A 17,924-nucleotide genomic window follows, 5' to 3' on the forward strand; every position below is an offset into this window, starting at 1 on the left:
TCATACACTGATGAACTCATTACTCTACAGTCTTTCTCAAACCTGAGTTTTTCATTTTCTTACGTAAGTCATTGGGATTTTTATCTTGTTGTAAGATGAAAGACCCATTTAATTGATTAACTGACTCGTCAAGGTATAGAAACCAGACCCGTAATAAATAGATTTGTAAACAACTTCCTGATGTTTTCTATAATTACTTAAAAAGTTATTTATAGAAAAACACAGTAAAATTTGATAACAGATAACAGAGGTACTTCACCAATGAATATTTTGGTAACACCTGAAGATGAGCAACTAGATAAATTGCGTCTCGAATTAGCAAAATTTACAAATACCCAGGAAGTAATCAATACCAGCTTGAAACTAATAGAAGAAAACTCGCATCGTCCTGCGGATATAAATCCAAAAAGAACGATAGAAGATGATAATGCGTGCTGTCAAACATTTAGGGATCGCTCAATGGTTGAAGGGTGTGATCATCAAAAATATGACAATTATTTTGATTTGATTGAAAAATAAAGTTCATGAGTCTGGATTAGGGATTAGAGACTAGAACTAAGAATTTTTACTCAGTAAAACCTCAAAAAATCCCTGTTTCTAAAATCTAGCCTCTAACCTCTAGCCCATATTTTTAAGCCGCGACTTTTTCTTCTAGAGGTTTAAAAGTCTTTTTGGTGGCACCACAAATTGGACATTTCCAATCATCAGGAATATCTTCAAAAGGTGTACCGGGAGTAATACCTGAATCGGGGTCGCCAGCTACGGGATCATAAATCATACTGCATTGACGACAAATCCATTTACGAGTTTGGGGATCATCACCTGCTACTCTAGTGACAGCTTGTCCACCATTTAACACTTCTAATGCTTCAGTGTAGCGATCGGCGTGGTAATTTTCGATAAACTTGAGCAAGCCAAAACGGTGTGCAGCTTCTCGAAATGTATTAGCGTGTTCGCCAGATTCTTGTGCTTGTTTGAGAAATTCTACGGCGGCTGGGTTATCGCGATCGCTTTTTGCAGCTTCAGCAAATTCGGGATACATTGTAGTGTATTCGTAAGTCTCGCCTTCAATCGCTAAAGACAAGCAACGCGAAACAATTTGTTTTTTTTGTTCATCAGTTAAAGCGGCTGGATCTTTAACTACCAATTCTGGATGCAACAACTCAAAATGAGCAAAAGCATGTTCGGTTTCTTGTTCGGCGGTTTCACGAAACAGTTTTGCTAAATCCGAAAATCCTAATTTACTAGCAACTTTCGCAAAATATAAATATTTGCGGTTAGCCATCGATTCACCACCAAAGGCCGCTTCTAAGTTATGCAGAGTATTAATGTTGGATAAATCCATAGTTTGAGAATACCTGTCAGAAAATAGGTTTTTGAGTTTGGGTTGTCCCCAAAGCAAAACGCTGGATAATTGCCAATTTTCAATTGATTCCACAAATGAAACTAGATAATTTCACTATTCAGGAATTATTGGTTAATTGAGAATTACTGGCAAAAAACAAGCTATAAACTCAGATTGAGGAGCTAATTTTGTATAATAGAAAACGTTTTATACAATTTTTTTTCGCCCATTTTTCTTTACTTGTTTTGTCTGCCGTTCCAGGAAGATTATATAAGACGAACGTTTGATTTCTGAAAAACAGTAGACTTAAAAAGTAATTTTTTCGACTCCCTACCTGCACAGATAATTTCACATCTAAAACTGAATAACTATATAGCAATTCTAAATCATTTGTGAAATTCTCTTTCTTTTCCTCTTTCTCTTTCTTTGTGTCCTACCCTGCGGGAAGCCGCTATCGCGTCTATGCGCCCTTTGCGGTTCGTTAAAAAGAATACTTTTTCACAACTCAGATAGGATTGCTATAAAACCAAGAAGTAGATATTTGATAAATAAAAACCTCAAACGATCCCACCGTTAACGCGAATGTTCTGCCCAGTTATCCAACGTGCTTCTTCACTGGCTAAAAAAGCCACCACGTCGGCAATCTCTTGGACATCACCCAGCTTGTTAAAAGCCGACATTTGAGCTAAACGATTAATTTGTTCTGGAGTTTTGCCGTCGCGGAATAGTTCTGTATCTGTCGGGCCAGGAGAAACAACATTCACTGTAATTTCTTTAGCACCTAACTCTTTAGATAAAACCCGTGTTATTTGTTCCACTGCGCCTTTAGTTGCCGCATAAGCACTGTAAGTTGGCAACATCATAGCTGTGGTGGATGAAGAAAAGTTAATAATTCTGCCGCCTACAGCTATATGTTTTGCAGCTTGTTGACAGGCGAAAAAAGTTCCTTTGACATTCACAGCAAACAGTTTATCAAACTCTGCTTCTGTAATTTCTGTAGCTGGTTTGTAAATAATTGTGCCTGCATTATTCACTAAAATATCGATTTTGCCAAAATGGGCGATGGTTTTTTGAAATAGCTGTTCAATATCAGCCACATTACCCACATCAGCTTGGACAGAAATTGCTGACACTCCCAGCTTTTCGATTTCTGCTACAACTTCTTGGGCTTTAGCTGCATTCCCCGCATAATTAACTACGATAGATGCACCCTTTTCTGCTAATGTTAAAGCGATCGCTCTACCAATTCCCCGCGATGCACCAGTGACAATTGCAACTTTCCCGGTTAAAACTGCCATAAATAAATCCTGCTTGACTAGTGATTAGTTGCTCTTAACCTATCGCACAAAGGTTAAATTTACCTCTTCATAGAAGGGGACAGGGGACAGATAACAGGTGACAGAGTTATTTGTGCAGGAACGTAAAAACGCTCTCCTCTACATTTGGGCTTCCGGTTGCCGAGTGTTCGCGCAGCGTCTCCGTCAGGAGAAGTCAAGGCGATGCTTACCCTGCGGGAACAGGATATCAAAAGTCTGCTTCAGCTTGCACTAAGACTCAGGCACGATAGACACGCCATCCCGAATGTTCAGCAGTCCAGAGATAATAATTTTGTCTTCTGGCTGTAACCCGGCTAAAACTTGGTAATAGTTATTTTTGATATTGCCTAACTTAACTCGCTTTTGTTGCGCCACTAACTGAGAAATTCCTTGGGGAGTTGTTTGCTGTTGGGCGACATAAACAAAAGTCTCCCCCGCCACGCGAGTTACTGCTGTAGTTGGAATTAAAACTCCTGGACGCTGACTCCAAATTAATCTTGTGCGGACTAATTGACCTGCCCTTAATTGCCCTTGGGTATTGTTAAACAATGCTTTAATTAATATCGATGGTTGTTCAGTGTTGACATTGGGAACAATCAAAAACACTCGACTTGTACCCAAAACTTGCCCTTGGGTGCTGAGAATTTCCACAGGCATTCCCTTACGTAATTTAGGGCCGCGCTCTAGTGGTAAAGTTAAGGCAACTTCTAAAGGTCGAGTTTCAGCAACAGTCATCAGTCGTGAAGAAGTCGTGACAAAATCACCAGCTTTTACCGAAATATCACCCACCGTACCAGCGAAGGGAGCCGTAATTTTGTCATATTGAAGTTGTGCGGGTAGTTGTCTGTTGTTGGCGGTGGCTTGCTGGAGGGCTGTTTCAGCTTGCAAAATGCTAGTTTTTTGGGCTTGAATACGAGAATTGACAGCATCTAGATTAGCTTTTGCTGTCGCCAATCTATTAGCAGCTAAATCCTTGGCTTGGCGTGATATTGCACCTTGGTCTGCTAAATTGGCAGATTTTGCGTAATCTAATTGATTTGACTGGACTTCACCTAACTTTGATATGCGTTCTAATTCCAAAGCGCGGAGTGTGGCGCGGGCGCTTTCTAGGAGGGCGGCGGTTGCTTGAGTTGCATTATTATTACCCAGGTTGCTTGGTTGTTGGGCTTTATAATCTATCTGAATAATCGGTGTACCTATGGCAACTGTGTCTCCTGGCTTGACAAATATCTGAGTAACTTGTCCAGGAATTCTCGGTAAGAGGTTGATAGAACGTCGAGACTCTAAAGTGGCAATATAGTCTGCACTTTCTTCAATTGTGCCTAATTGCACAGGTGCAATTTTGGCTCTTACTCCTGGTGTTTGAGCTTGAATGGGTTTTGTTGGCTGTACAGGAGTAAGTAAACGCCAAGCGATCGCAACTCCACCCCCTATTATTAGTATTAAAGCTAACAATAATCGCCACCGTCGCCAATTTTTTTGAGGTGGTGGCGATGATGGTTCTGTCAGTTCTTTGTCAAAATCAATTTGAGGCTCAGGGGATGTCATGACTTATCAGGTTACTAAAAATAAAGTGAATAATTTTCGGTCTTTTTAGATGCAATTTACTGATACAGCATGAAGAGCAATAATAAATTATATGTTAGCTCTGTCTTAATATATAGCTTTTCTAGAGTAGCCCTAATCTATCAAAAGGTTAATGATAAAAATTTAGATTGTGATAAGTTTTTTAACTGTCTTGTTCGTTATTGTGTAAAATCCTGGAACCCTGCTAAGATAATCTGTTTATCTTTGGTTAGCAGTAAGAAAGAGCATTTTTTATGTATGTTTTTTTGCAAAAATCCTACTTGGTAGATAATGTTACATAATTGCTGAATTAACGTAAATTCAACGAGTGCTTTTTGACCTCATCCCCAGCTCCGACGAATGGAATTTGCGGCTATAAAAACAAAGTTCGCCTACGCGGACTAGTAGAAATCCGGTAATCTCAAGTTAGGTTTAATTTAGTCCTCCTACTTATTCAGAAATACCATAATGTTGTGCCTGCATATTCCACAAAGTTGTATATTCACCACCAAGCTGTAAAAGTTCTTGGTGCGTTCCATCTTCAATTAAATGACCAGCTTTCAGGACTAAAATTCGGTCAGCCATCCGTACTGAAGCTAGTCTGTGAGTAATTAAAATTGTTGTTTTACCCTCGGCTAATTCAATAAAGTGTCGGTAGAGGTCATATTCACTACGCGGGTCAAGTGCAGCCGTTGGTTCATCTAATAGTAATATCTGTGCATCTCGACGAACAAAAGCACGCGCTAAAGCTAACTTTTGCCACTGTCCACCAGAAAGTTCTGTACCGCCAAATTGTTTACCTAATGGTGTATCTTCTCTTGTGGGAAAATGATCAACGAGTGTGGTGATATCTGCTTTTTCGATTGCATACCTGAGAATATCTGGATTTTCTAAAGCCGCTAAATTTCCTAACGCGATATTTTCTCCCAGAGTCAGGGCGTAATGACCAAAGTCTTGAAAAACACCAGCAATTTGCTGTCGCCACTGTTGTAAATTTAAATTTCTCAGGTCTATACCATCCACTAAAATACAACCTTGTGTTGGATCATACAGCCGTGTTAAAAGTTTTACTAAAGTTGTTTTACCTGCGCCATTTTCGCCGACTATAGCGACAGTTTGTCCAGGGTAAATAGTAAAAGAAATATCTTGTAGAGCTAATCGATTATCTGGGTAATAAAAATCAACTTTCTCAAAAGTAATACCAGAACGAATCGGCATTGGTACTTGTTCTCCAGGGATGCTGATTTGCATTGGTATGGGACTGTCGATAAAATAGAAAAACTGCTGCATATAAAGAATATTTTCAAATAACTCTACCCAATTAGCGACAAATCTTTCGAGATTATTTTGAAAGTAAGTTAATGATTGCACAAATAAAAGTACACTACCAGGACTGAAATTACCCCGAAAAGCTTGTCTTACCACCCAATAAAAAGCAAAACCATTACCTAGAGTACTCAGAATAGCTAAAGTTGACGACCAAAATGCCTGTTTAGCACGCAGATGACGCATGGTTTGATGTAAAGATTGAAACGCTTGTAAGTAACGCTCGATAAAAAATGAACTTAGTTGAAACAACCGTATTTCTTTTGCGTAGCTATCAGTGAGCATGAGTGACGTGTAATATTGCATCCGCCGCGCCTGCGGACTATTTTCAAATAAAGTTAGCCAAATTGCTTTGCCATATTGAGAAGAAACGACGATTTGGGGTACAGTGGCGATCGCAATTACTAATGGTATCCAAAAAGCCAAGGGAACTAGTAACCCAACTATGACTATCAAAGTCACAAAAGAGCGACTTAATTCCACTAAATTTTCTAGTAAACTTAATGGTTTATAGCCGACTTGTTGCTGCAATATTTGTATTTCATCATAAAACAAAGAATCCTCAAAACGACTCAAATCTGCGAAATTATCTGCTTTACGCATTAACAATAAGCTGATATGTGCAGTTAACTTATCATTGAGATTTCCTTGCAGTGCAAATATCCAAGGATAAAGCAGTGATTCTAATAGTAAAGCTCCCACCCATCCTAATACCAAAGGTATCAGAACTGCATACCCTAATTCTCTACCAGATGTTAAGGCTGCTGCTACAGTATCTATTACTAACTTAGTAATCCAAACACTAATAGCAGGCAGAACACCTTGTAATAAAGTCACAGCAATTAAGAACATCATTTCTCTTGGTGCTGCTTGCCATAACAAAGGTAAAGAACGAAATAAAGCTTTAGCGTAGTCTGTAAACCAAACTCTCAAATCGCTCATCAATTAAACCTAATTATTGATATTTGAAGGCAGGGGGTAGTGGTTCGGCTCCTTTCGACTGCGCTCAAGGCAAGTCGCTCACCAAGCGGCTAGGTGGGTCACTTCGACTACGCTCAGTGACCCACCTACCTGCCTTCTTCATAATGCAGGCAGTTATATTAAATGCTATTTCAACTCAAAACCATCTTACTTAAGATAGAACAATCTGAATATAATGAGTCAAAAGTATACTACTCCAGTAAGAATAAAAAACTCTAGAAAAAGATAATGTTAGAGAAGTTAGATGATCAAGACAGGACAAGGTGTCGCTAACAATCGCAAAATATTTATCAAAGACAAGGTTTTTCGGGAAGATTAATCCTGTATGGAAATTCCCATCACTGATGACAAAGTGATTTGACCTGTTGTGGATTAGTGAAAATCTGAATCAAAAGCTGAATTTTGTTGTTTAACTATGTCTTAGTTGACATATATAGTTAAGCATCAACTACTGTCTGATTATCGGCTCGTCCTTCACATTTGCCTGTTCCCATATCTCTAATTTCACAAAACTTGTTGATGAATAAACATCAGCAAAATTTTTCGGCGATTTGAATGCAGATTTGTTAACAGGCTTATGAATTGAAGTTACAAGGAGTAATTGATAATGCTTGCGGAAAAAACACTGGCCCAACAAACAATAAATATGCGTTTGGAAGATAAAGCTGACAAATTAGAACAACTTTTGTTGTCTGAGGAGGAAATAGCAGCTTTAGAAAAATTGGCAATGCCAGGAATGTTAGAATCTGAAACTCAACAAAGATGGTTTGCTAATTGCGGCGGCTGTGGCGGATGTGGTGGCTGCTTTGGATGTCGCGGCTGTTTTCCTTGTCGTGGCTGTTTTGGATGTGGTGGATGTCGTGGATGTCGGGGATGTGGTGGCTGTGGATGTCGAGTTAGTGAAACTAGCTCAATGTCAAGTGTTCCAGATGACATAGATGAGTTTGGATTTGGATATTAAATAATCTGGGGATACCTAGATTCTAGATACCCGACTTCTTTAAGAAGTCGGGTATCTGAAACCAGGACATTTGAGAACAATTAATTTTTCTAAATCAAATAGGATTGCAATAACAGAAAAAATTTTTACCTGACAAATTCTAAAAAACAGTTTTGTAATTATTTTTGACAATTTTAAATAATCAGATAAAGCCTATGCAATTAAATGATACTCAACGTCTGCGTTTATTACAACATATTGTTGTTCATGTAACACCGTCAGATTGTAGTGGCGAAGAAACAATGATTTTCAATACAACACGCCGAACATTGACTGTAAAGGGTCAAGCACTGCGCGATATCGAAAGTATAGTTTTGCCGTTGCTAGATGGCTCACGAACAATTGGAGAAATTAAAGTAGAAATTGGGGAGAAATTAACAGATGCTTCTATCAATCAATGTTTACAGTTTTTGATGGAAAATCGGTTAGTTGAAGAATTATTAGAAGATGCGACTGATTTAAATATCCGGGCTGATTTATTGCCTCAAATGAGTCTTTATCATGAGTTGGGATTTCAGCAAAAGGATGCCCAAAAACAGTTAGCAAAAGCGAGAATTGCTGTTTTTGGACTTGGTGGTTCAGGGATGATAGCAGCAATCAACTTGGCTAGTGCAGGGATTGGTTTTCTGAGATTGTGTGATGATGTCTGCACACTTACTGCTGATTTGATGATGTCAGACTCAGTATTTAATCAAATTGGGGCTTTGCGGGGTGTGGAAGTTGCACAACAACTTGCCGCGATCGCAGAAATCACCGAAACTGAAATTGTGACCGATAATTTCACAGATGATGCCACTGTCAAGGCTTTACTAGAAGATGTTGACTTGGTGATTGTCGCCACCGATGCGGTCTCCGTCAATCTTGCCTATCGTCTGAATAGATTATGCTGGCAGATGCAACGCCCATTATTACCAGGTGGCACGGCTGGTGTGGAAGGCACTTTTGGGCCGTTAATCTATGCTCAAGATAGCCCTTGTTATCTCTGCTATCGGATGCGGTCAATAGCTTGCGCCAAACTCCCAGAGGCAGAATTAGCCATTGAGCGATTTCTTGACCGAGAACGGCGTTCTCAACCAAGGCTACAAGAAACTTTACCCATCGCCCAGATGTTAGTAGGAAGTTACCTAGCTTTGGATACCATTAAAATGTTTCTTGGTTTACCCATCGCTACAGATGGCAAATTAGTGCATCTAGACTTGTTGGGTACAAAACTCACTCACAATGTTGTGCTGAAAAAACCTGGTTGCCCTCATTGTTCACAACAGGAGAGAATCAGTGAATAGTGCGATCGCTAGTCCACGTTGGCGTGATTTAGTTAGCCCTCATACTGGTATCATCCGCGCCATCGATAGGTTTACCAAGCCTTATACAGAGTTTGATTTCCCAGTTCTCTGGCAAGCCGAATTAGCTAATTTTCAATTGCGTAAACAGCCAGATGATTTACGCTACGGTGTCGGCAGAGGAATGACAGATGAACAAGCAATTTTTGGGGCAGTTGGAGAAGCCGTAGAGCGATACTGTGGCAGTATTGTGAATTATCGCCAACTCATAATTAGTAGCTACGCAGATTTAACTTATCCCGCCGTCCCGCCGCCAAGTTTTTTCTCATTTTCTGACACCCAATACTCTGACCCCAATTTTCCTTTTCCTGCTTTTGATGAAACAACGCAGACTTCCTGGATAACTGCCATATCTCTCACCAGTAACCAACCAGTATTAGTCCCAGCATTTATGGTTTATTTTGACTGGGATAGCCATCAACCAGGAGATTACATTTTACCTGTGACTTCCAATGGTTTGGCTAGTGGCCCAAATCTTGAGTTTGCGGCTGACAGTGGCTTGTGTGAATTAATTGAGCGTGATGCTTTCATTATTAATTGGTTAAACCGCTTACCTGCGCCCCGGATTTATTTCGCCCACCGTCCCGGAATTGAAACAGAAATTTTACGCCACTACGCCCGATTTGGCATTGAGTTAGTTACCTTTTATTTGACTACTGATATTAATATCCCAGTGGTGATGGCGATGTTAATTGACCGTTCCGGCAGAACTCCGGCTGTCGCCACTGGTTTAGGATGTCATCTGGATGGTTCAACGGCGCTACGTAAGGCAATTTTTGAAGTTTGCCAAGCCCGCTTTGGTGACATAGAACGCAAAGCTAACGGTGCTGGTTCTCATCTTCATCAATATCAAGATGTACAACAATTAGATGATCACAGCGCCTTTTTCTACACAACCACTCGCCTAGGTGAGTTGGAATTTTTATTTGAGCATAACAATTGCATAGCCGTTGAAGATTTACCAACTTATATTTCTTTAACAGAGGCAGAAAAATTACAGACTGTCATTAAAAGATTGCATTCTGTGGGGGCTGAACCATATTTAGTTGATATTACAACTCCTGATGTGGCACCGCTTGGTTTTCGCGTCGTGCGGACTTTGGCGAGTGAATTAGTGCCGATATATTTTGGTTATGGGTTAGAACCATTGGGAAATCGGCGGTTGTTTGAAGTACCACAAAGGTTAGGTTATGGTGGGCGACGCAGCGAAGCTGATTTAAATCCCTGTCCACATCCTATGGCTTAAATTAGGTCGGAGGCAGGGGGCAGGGGGCAGGGAGCAGGGGGAAAAAGAGTTTGAGAGAGTTCTTGCTTAAGTCCGAACAATTTTGGATTTTATTACACCCCTATACCCCTTACACCCTGACACCCCTTTTCAAAGCAAGACTATCTTTTAAATCACTATGTATACAGTCAACGAGCCACTAGAATTAGCTCTTCTCTATCATTTAAACTCCCCAGTACCGAAAAGTTCTGTCAAGCGCGTTCCGGCTACGGAAATGCGGTATATGCCGGAGGCTCCTTTTTTGGAACTTCCCAAAGCACCACATAACAATTCTTTGAGCCTACTTTTAGAGGGGCGGTCTTCTGTGCGATCGTTTGCTAATACAACTATGCCATTGATTCAATTAGCTCAGTTGCTGGATGCGGGATGTGGTCTGAATGGGTTGCGTCACACAGAGGATTACACCTATGAAGCGCGAAACTCACCATCGGCGGGGGGGCTGTATCCGTTGGAAGTGTTTGTCTCAACCCAAGCTGTGGAAAATTTAGCTGATGGACTTTATCATTATGAACCGCGTGGTCATGGCTTACATCTGGTGAATAATGCAGTACCTAATGACTTTGTAGAAGCTTTACTGCAACAAGATTATATTGTGAATGCAAATGCTTTGGTGATATTCACGTCTATTTTTATGCGATCGCTGTGCAAATATGGTGCGCGGGGCTACCGTTTTGCACTTTTAGAAGCTGGTCATCAAGCAGAAAATGTTTGTCTGATGGCTGTGCAACTAGGTCTGGGTAGTCTTTGCATCGGTGGTTTCCATGACCTCAGCCTCAATCAGATGTTGGGTATTGATGGCAAACGTCATGCGGCGCTTTATTGTGTTGCTGTCGGTACTAGTGCCGTAATTTGATATCAAAATGATGCAATGAAGTTTAGATTATATAAAATAACCGCAGATAAACGCAGATGGAGATAGATTTCATCTGTGTTTATTTTTATTCACATCTTAATAACTAAGTCGGTGCGAAAAAACAACACTAAGGTAAGAAAAATAAGCAAAGCTACTATCCTCTTCCCTTCTGAATCCTGCCTTCTGCCTTTCCATAACGATAATATTTAACACTGAGCTACTTATGTATTTTTCGGAAATACGTCATAGCTTCATTGTGCAATTTATTTTTCTAAATTTGGTAATTAAGTTTACTGAAACTGTAAATGACATAGCTTAGGTGTTCACCTTATTCTATTAATTAAGCAAGGAGTTGAGCCACTAAACAAAACTCATCAACTAGCTAACTAAAATCTAGTTCAAAAAAGAGAAGGTCTACACTATGTCTCAAGAATTATTTACCGACTTAGCAATTGAACAACAAGAAACCATTTCCGGTGGTAGCCTTACTATACCTGTCCTAAGTGGAAATCTTCAAGAAATTAATGGTGCCTTATTTAAACAAAATACTAAGGTTGTACAGTTTGCTACTACTGCAACTGCTGGGCCTAATGGTGCTTCTTCCACTAAAGTATTCAGTGCTGGACAAAATAATATTCTCAGCAAATCTGGAGATATTCTCAAGTTCTCTTGGTAGTTGAGTACCTGCATCATTTAGATTCCAGAATTATCATATATAGCGATTCTGTATCAGATCAATTCGCCCCCTAAACGCATCTACCAAAAATCGCAAATACTATCAATTTGCTGCTGAATTTCTTGGTCAATCAGAATTATCCAGCAGAGAAGATGAGGAATGATTCTGGAATCTTATTTTTAGTAATTTCCACAAAACCTAAGTTCTAGCAGCTACACAAAGCAAGCAATCAACTTACGTCATGCAAATAACGGAGTGTTTTAACTATGTCTTACGAATTGTTTATTGATATCAACGAAGAACAACAACAAATAGTAACTGGTGGTTCAATTGCTGTAATGAGTTTACCCAAACTGCAAGAGTATAATTATGCTAGTTATCAGCAAAATATGAAGCTTGTGCAGTTTAGTACTACAGCCACTTCTGGGCCTAATGGTGCATCTTCTACGAAGATTTTCCAAGCTGTCAACGATAATCGTTTAAGTAAGGCTGGCGACCTTCTTACATTCCATTGGTAAGTAATTAATTGTCTAATCAAGATTCCAGAATTTTCATATTATGTCAATTTGGCGGTCGAAACAAGTGAAAATTCTGGAATTTTCTTATTTGCCAAAGATGGAGTTACTATTATGTCTGCACACTTAGAAGATAAATCATCAGAACTATTTATTGATTTATCAGAAAAAGAACAAGAACCAGTCAAAGGCGGTTCTTCCTATCCTGGACTTAGCCTTTATAATATGTTCTTTCAAAGAACAGAAATAGCCAGCTTTGCCAACATTAACAGTACTTATTCTGATGGTATTCGCAGCTTTTCTTCTCAGCAACAAACAGGATATCGACTTTCACAGGTGACTTTTGGTTTTAGTGGGGGCGAATTTGGCGGTGGAAGCAGAGGAAGGAAAGCCAGAAGAAGAAGACAATATTTACTCAATATGTTGTTTGAATTGATGTCTATGTTTGGGTAAATATTGCCATTAATACTATTACCTCTAAAATGCAAAACAAAATTGACAACTGAGTAGTTGTCATGATTTAGGGTAATTTACTTATGAAACACCAATTTGTGAAACAGCACAGTGAAGAAGACTGTGGGGCCGCTTGTTTAGCTGCTATTTCTAAATATTATGGACGTACTTTTACCCTCAGTCGCATTCGTGAAGCTGTTGGGACTGGACAATTTGGAACTACTTTATTAGGTCTAAAAAGAGGAGCAGAAACACTAGGCTTTAATGTGCGTCCTGTGAAAACTTCACCAGAAGTTTTAAACCGGATAAATGAAGCACCTTTGCCAGCCATTATTCATTGGAAAGGTAATCATTGGGTTGTATTATATGGCAGAAAAGGTCAAAAATGTTTAGTTGCTGATCCGGCTGTGGGGATTCGCTATCTTTCTAAACAAGAGATAGCAGAAGGTTGGGCTGATTGGTTGATGCTGTTATTAGAACCTGATCCGATTAAGTTTTTCGCACAAGCAGATGAAAAAGTTGGTGGATTTTGGCGTTTCTTTCAGCGCGTCTGGATTTATCGCGCGATTTTAGCGCAAGCATTACCTCTGAATTTGATGTTGGGATTGCTGTCTTTAGCGTCGCCATTTTTAATGCAGATTCTGACTGATGATGTGCTAGTTAGAGGTGATACACAGTTACTTACTACTGTAGCGATCGCAGTTGTAGTGATGAATTTAATTTCCCACAGTCTTTCCTTTGTTCAGTCTAACTTAATTGCTCACTTTGCTCAACGGCTGCAATTAGGTTTAGTCTTAGAATTTGGTAGACAAATTCTGCGTTTACCGCTTGCTTATTACGAATCACGGCGCAGTGGGGAAATTGTCAGTCGCTTACAAGATATTGACCAGATTAATCAGTTAGTTGCTCAACTAGTTGTTGGTTTACCCAGTCAATTTTTTATTGCTTTGATATCTTTTGGGTTTATGGTCTTCTATAGCTGGAAACTCACACTAGTAGCTGCATTGATTGGTATAGTGATGAGCTTATCAACAGTAGTTTTTCAGCCGACTTTACAACAAAAAACTCGTGAGCTTTTAGTCCAAGAAGCAGAAACACAAGGCGTTTTAGTCGAAACCTTTAAAGGCGCACTTACTCTCAAAACTACAACTTCTGGGTTGCAATTTTGGGATGAATTACAAAGCCGCTTTGGTCGGTTAGCAAATGTTACCTATCGCACAATTCAAATTGGTATTATAAATCATACTTTTTCTGGTTTTGTTTCGGGAGTTGGGAGTGTAGTTTTGCTGTGGTTTGGGGGAAATTTAGTAATTAATCCAGCCGAAAATTTGAGTATTGGGCAACTTTTTGCTTTCAACTCAATGAATGGTAATTTTTTAGGATTAATTGCTACTATTATTAGCTTTGTGGATGAAATTACCCGCGCTAAAACTGCTACTCAACGACTCACGGAGGTAATAGACGCAACGCCAGAAAATGCAGGTGATGAAATCAAACCTTACGCCAAAATTGTTGGTGATGCTGACATTGTTTGTACAAATTTGAATTTTCATTATGCTGGGCGACTAGATTTAATTGATGATTTTTCGTTGACTATTCCTGGTGGTCAAGTTGTGGCTTTAATTGGTAAATCTGGTTGTGGAAAAAGTACTTTAGCGAAACTAATTGCTGGCTTATATCCTTTGCAATCAGGTAATATTCGGATTGGGCTGTATAACTTGCAAGATTTATCTCTTGAATGTCTGCGCCAACAAGTCGTACTTGTTCCCCAAGAACCGCATTTTTGGAGTCGTTCAATTGTAGAAAACTTTCGCTTGGGCGCTCCTCATGTCACATTTGAACAAATTGTCAGAGCTTGTCAGGTAGCCGAAGCCGACGATTTTATTAGTAAATTACCAGATAAATATCAAACTATTTTAGGGGAATTTGGCGCAAATATTTCAGGTGGGCAACGTCAAAGATTAGCAATAGCCAGGGCGATTGTTACAGACCCGCCAATTTTGATTTTAGATGAATCAACTGGTGGACTTGATCCAGTAAGTGAAGCACAAGTTTTAGATAAATTATTTAAACATCGTCAAGGTAAAACCACAATTTTAATTACTCATCGTCCTAGAGTAGTTAATCGGGCAGATTGGATAGTTTTACTAGATCAAGGTAAGTTAAAAACACAAGGTTCGTTGGCAGAATTACGCTCTCAACCTGGAGAGCATTGGGAATTTTTAAATCCTTAATCATTCAGAATTTTACAGGTAATTATGCTGTACACATATACTAAACAAACTCTGCCATCAATAGAAAGTGATGATTTTCTTCCGCCTGTGAGTCGTTGGACATCTCTAGCCGGAATTTTTTTAGTTGGAAGTTTGGGTGCGGGGATGAGTTTAGCTTCATGGGTGAAATATAATGTGACGGTAAAAACTTCTGCATCTGTGCGTCCAACGGGAGAAATTCGCTTTGTTCAACCCAAAATTGAAGGGACTGTAAAAAGTATTTTTGTGCAAGAAAATCAAATCGTCAAACAAGGCGATGCGATCGCAAAATTAGATGACGAACAATTGCAAATCAAAAAAAGTCAATTACAAGACAACATTCAGCAAGCTAGGCTGCAAATTCTCCAAATTGATGCTCAAATCAGAACTTTAGATACACAAATTGTCGCAGAATCCACGGTAGGAGAACGGACTGTCGCTTCTGCTGAAGCCGATTTAGCCCGCAATCAAAGAGAATATCAAGAACGCCAAGTTACCACCAGCAGCGAATTACTCGCAGCACAAGCCAGTTTACAAAAGGCGGAAGCAGACTTGCATAAAGCCCAAGCTGATTTAAGTTTTGCCGAGGTGGATCGCGATCGCTATGGACAATTAGCCCTGGTTGGCGCAATTGGTAAGCGCGAATTTGAACAAAAAAAGCTGGTTGTGATTCAAACCCAAGCCATTTTAGAAGCTGAACAAAAAGCCGTAGATATTGCAAAAGCCAAAGTGCAAGTCGCCCAAGCATCTGTAAATCCTAGCAACGCCTCAATTGCGATCGCTCAGGCGAGAATCGCCCAAGAAATTGCTAGAGGTGAGGCTAATATCGCTACTTTAAAAAAGGAAAAACAAGCATTAATTCAACGACGTGTAGAAATGCAAAATCAATTGGGACAATCGCAAAAAGAACTTTTACAAGTTATTAGCCAATTGCAAGATACTATTTTGCGAGCTAGTAGTAATGGGGTAATTCTCAAGCTGAATTTACGCAACCCTGGTCAAGTTTTGCGGGTGAGTGAACCAATTGCGGAAATTGCACCGACTAATGCACCTTTAGTTGTGAAAGCGATGATTCCACCCCAAGAAATTAAAAATGTCGCCGTTGGTCAAAAAGTACAGATGCGAATTGATGCTTGTCCCTATCCTGATTACGGAACTCTCAAAGGTGTGGTGACAGCAATTTCTCCTGATGCAATTTCGCCTAAAACAAGTAATGCAGATATTCCGACATCAACTGCTCTCACTCCCGGAGGGAGCTATTTTGAAGCCACCATTCAACCAGAAAGAATCATTTTTGGTAATGGCGATCGCCAATGTCATATCCAAGCTGGTATGGAGGCAAAAGCTAACATTATTTCCCAAGAAGAAACTGCATTACAATTTATGTTGCGTAAGGCTAGATTAACCACAGATTTATAAGGGGATAAATATGTGCTTTTGAAATTTTCCTCACAAATTATATTGGTGCTGCTATACATTATCACCTCGTTAATGTTTGTCAAAAACTGTTCTAAATTTCAACAAGCATTGCAATGGTGGTTTGCTCGACAATCCCTGAAACTTTATCTAGAGGCGAAAGAAATTCGTGATGGATTATTACAAGAATCCTTCGCAATTCGGCGCAGCTTAGATTTATTAACTCAGGATAATTTAAATTTGACAATTAATAAAACCCATGAATATCTCCAACAAGCTGATAACTTTCATCATACTCTCATGCAACTGAGCGATCGCTTATTTCCTACCTACATTCAAGATAACTTACCCTTAGCTATTGAGTGCTTATTAGAACCTTGGTCAACTGCAAATTCTCATCTTCAATTCCATTTAGATATTCCAGTCTACTGGCGATTTGAGACAGTTGAACGCAGTTTGATAGTTCTGCGATCATTAGAAGAATTACTCATCTTAACCTTGCCCAATTGTGCAATTAATACATCTATTTTTATCAGCCTCAAACAACAAACATATTTAGCTCAACTTAGGGTACACATTACATATCCTGATCTCTCCACTGTGAGGTTTTATTCTACATTAAAAGAATTAGATTATCTCTGCCACAGCTTTCAATTTTTAACTTCTGGGAAATGCTCTTATCGTCAGCATCATCTCAGCATCACTTGGGATTTTTATTGGTAAGATTTGTAGCAACTTGCTTGCTATTTAGCAAAATTGTTTCAGTTAATGTTTTTAGATTAAGAATACGTAATATTTGCGTAAATATGCGTAATAAGTCATATAATCATAATATAAAAAACTTATTTATTGATGGTGCTTGATGTAGTTAATAGTGACTTCTGGAATTGGTGGATTATTAATTATGAAACAAGCTTTAACAGAGAAAGCATTACTCACTATTTTAGTAATTGATGACCATGAATCAGTTTTAGCGGGAACTGTTAATGTATTGCAAAAGCGTTACCCTGATGCGGAATTTATTACTGCTGTAAATGCTAAAAATGCACTCAATCAAATTAGTTGTTTACAGCCAGATTTAATTGTGATGGATTTGTCAATTCCTGATACTTCAGGGATGACAGCCAGACCAGATATCGGAGTTCAACTGCTGCGAACTCTGATGAAAAATTATCCTCACTTAAATATTGTTGTGCAGAGTGCTAATGTGAGAACTTTAGTGAGGATTCGACCTGATATTGACAGTCATAAAGGAGGTTTTACTGTTGCAGATAAAAGCCTTTCCACCCAAGAAATGCTCACAAGAGTTGATTGGGCTTTGCAAGGTTTAACACATACAAAAGATATCAAAGGTATCCATTCTGTATTAGAAGTTAAACCAGAATGGCTGAGAGTATTAGCTTTAGCTTTTGAAGAAGGATTGCAAGATAAAACAATTGCCGAACGGATGTGTATTTCTGAGAGGATGGTGCGTCATTACTGGAGTAAGTTGCAAGATGCTTTAAATGTTTATCCTGAAGAGGGTAAAAATATCCGTATTCAAACTGAAATGCAAGCTAGAGAAGAAGGTTTAATTGATTAATAATTAACAAAATTAATT

General features: G+C 39.2%; 16 protein-coding genes. 12 read left to right on the plus strand and 4 right to left on the minus strand.

Annotated elements, in window-relative coordinates; genetic code table 11:
• The first annotated feature begins 261 nt into the window (after positions 1–261).
• Positions 262–519 carry a hypothetical protein gene (locus tag H6G75_RS05230; protein ID WP_190978909.1) on the plus strand — a complete coding sequence of 86 codons (258 nt, stop codon included), beginning with the start codon at positions 262–264 and terminating at the stop codon, positions 517–519.
• Between the two features lie 112 nt (positions 520–631).
• Here the strand turns inward: H6G75_RS05230 and H6G75_RS05235 are convergent, their stop codons facing one another.
• From H6G75_RS05235 to H6G75_RS05250, 4 genes are all read right to left on the minus strand, one after another.
• Positions 632–1,345, minus strand: a complete 714-nt coding sequence (locus tag H6G75_RS05235) for a rubrerythrin family protein (protein WP_190978910.1) — start codon at positions 1,343–1,345, stop codon at positions 632–634.
• Between the two features lie 557 nt (positions 1,346–1,902).
• Positions 1,903–2,643, minus strand: coding sequence for an SDR family oxidoreductase (locus tag H6G75_RS05240; protein ID WP_190978911.1), 741 nt, complete (start codon positions 2,641–2,643; stop codon positions 1,903–1,905).
• Between the two features lie 249 nt (positions 2,644–2,892).
• Positions 2,893–4,209 carry an efflux RND transporter periplasmic adaptor subunit gene (locus tag H6G75_RS05245; protein WP_190978912.1) on the minus strand — a complete coding sequence of 439 codons (1,317 nt, stop codon included), beginning with the start codon at positions 4,207–4,209 and terminating at the stop codon, positions 2,893–2,895.
• Positions 4,210–4,677: 468 nt separating this feature from the next.
• On the minus strand, positions 4,678–6,495 hold the full coding sequence (locus H6G75_RS05250) for an ABC transporter ATP-binding protein (RefSeq protein ID WP_190978913.1): 1,818 nt from the start codon (positions 6,493–6,495) through the stop codon (positions 4,678–4,680).
• 646 nt (positions 6,496–7,141) lie between these two features.
• Here H6G75_RS05250 and H6G75_RS05255 point away from each other — a divergent pair.
• From H6G75_RS05255 to H6G75_RS05305, 11 genes are all read left to right on the plus strand, one after another.
• On the plus strand, positions 7,142–7,495 hold the full coding sequence (locus H6G75_RS05255) for a hypothetical protein (RefSeq protein ID WP_190978914.1): 354 nt from the start codon (positions 7,142–7,144) through the stop codon (positions 7,493–7,495).
• A 194-nt stretch (positions 7,496–7,689) separates the two neighbouring features.
• Positions 7,690–8,817, plus strand: a complete 1,128-nt coding sequence (locus H6G75_RS05260; protein WP_190978915.1) for a TOMM precursor leader peptide-binding protein — start codon at positions 7,690–7,692, stop codon at positions 8,815–8,817.
• A complete protein-coding gene (locus H6G75_RS05265) occupies positions 8,810–10,120 on the plus strand; it encodes a YcaO-like family protein (RefSeq protein WP_190978916.1) in 1,311 nt (436 codons plus the stop codon). The genes H6G75_RS05260 and H6G75_RS05265 overlap by 8 nt, the downstream gene beginning before the upstream one ends.
• 157 nt (positions 10,121–10,277) lie before the next feature.
• Entirely contained in the window at positions 10,278–11,012 is a 735-nt protein-coding gene (locus H6G75_RS05270) for a SagB/ThcOx family dehydrogenase (protein ID WP_190978917.1), read from the plus strand.
• Between the two features lie 421 nt (positions 11,013–11,433).
• Positions 11,434–11,688, plus strand: coding sequence for a CTB family bacteriocin (locus H6G75_RS05275; RefSeq protein ID WP_190978918.1), 255 nt, complete (start codon positions 11,434–11,436; stop codon positions 11,686–11,688).
• 266 nt (positions 11,689–11,954) lie between these two features.
• Positions 11,955–12,206 (plus strand): CTB family bacteriocin, encoded by a 252-nt coding sequence (locus tag H6G75_RS05280; protein WP_190978919.1) that lies wholly within the window; start codon positions 11,955–11,957, stop codon positions 12,204–12,206.
• A 111-nt stretch (positions 12,207–12,317) separates the two neighbouring features.
• Entirely contained in the window at positions 12,318–12,656 is a 339-nt protein-coding gene (locus H6G75_RS05285) for a hypothetical protein (RefSeq protein WP_190978920.1), read from the plus strand.
• 83 nt (positions 12,657–12,739) lie between these two features.
• Positions 12,740–14,890 (plus strand): peptidase domain-containing ABC transporter, encoded by a 2,151-nt coding sequence (locus H6G75_RS05290; RefSeq protein WP_190978921.1) that lies wholly within the window; start codon positions 12,740–12,742, stop codon positions 14,888–14,890.
• A 24-nt stretch (positions 14,891–14,914) separates the two neighbouring features.
• The gene (locus H6G75_RS05295; protein WP_190978922.1) at positions 14,915–16,327 is read left to right on the plus strand and encodes an HlyD family efflux transporter periplasmic adaptor subunit; all 1,413 of its coding nucleotides are present in this window, start codon (positions 14,915–14,917) and stop codon (positions 16,325–16,327) included.
• 45 nt (positions 16,328–16,372) lie between these two features.
• Positions 16,373–17,047, plus strand: coding sequence for a hypothetical protein (locus H6G75_RS05300; protein ID WP_313934798.1), 675 nt, complete (start codon positions 16,373–16,375; stop codon positions 17,045–17,047).
• A gap of 181 nt (positions 17,048–17,228) precedes the next feature.
• Positions 17,229–17,906: a response regulator transcription factor gene (locus tag H6G75_RS05305; protein WP_190978924.1), complete on the plus strand. Its 678-nt coding sequence runs from the start codon at positions 17,229–17,231 to the stop codon at positions 17,904–17,906.
• Positions 17,907–17,924 lie beyond the last annotated feature (18 nt).

The organism is Nostoc sp. FACHB-280 (assembly GCF_014697615.1).
Classification (GTDB): domain Bacteria; phylum Cyanobacteriota; class Cyanobacteriia; order Cyanobacteriales; family Nostocaceae; genus Nostoc_B.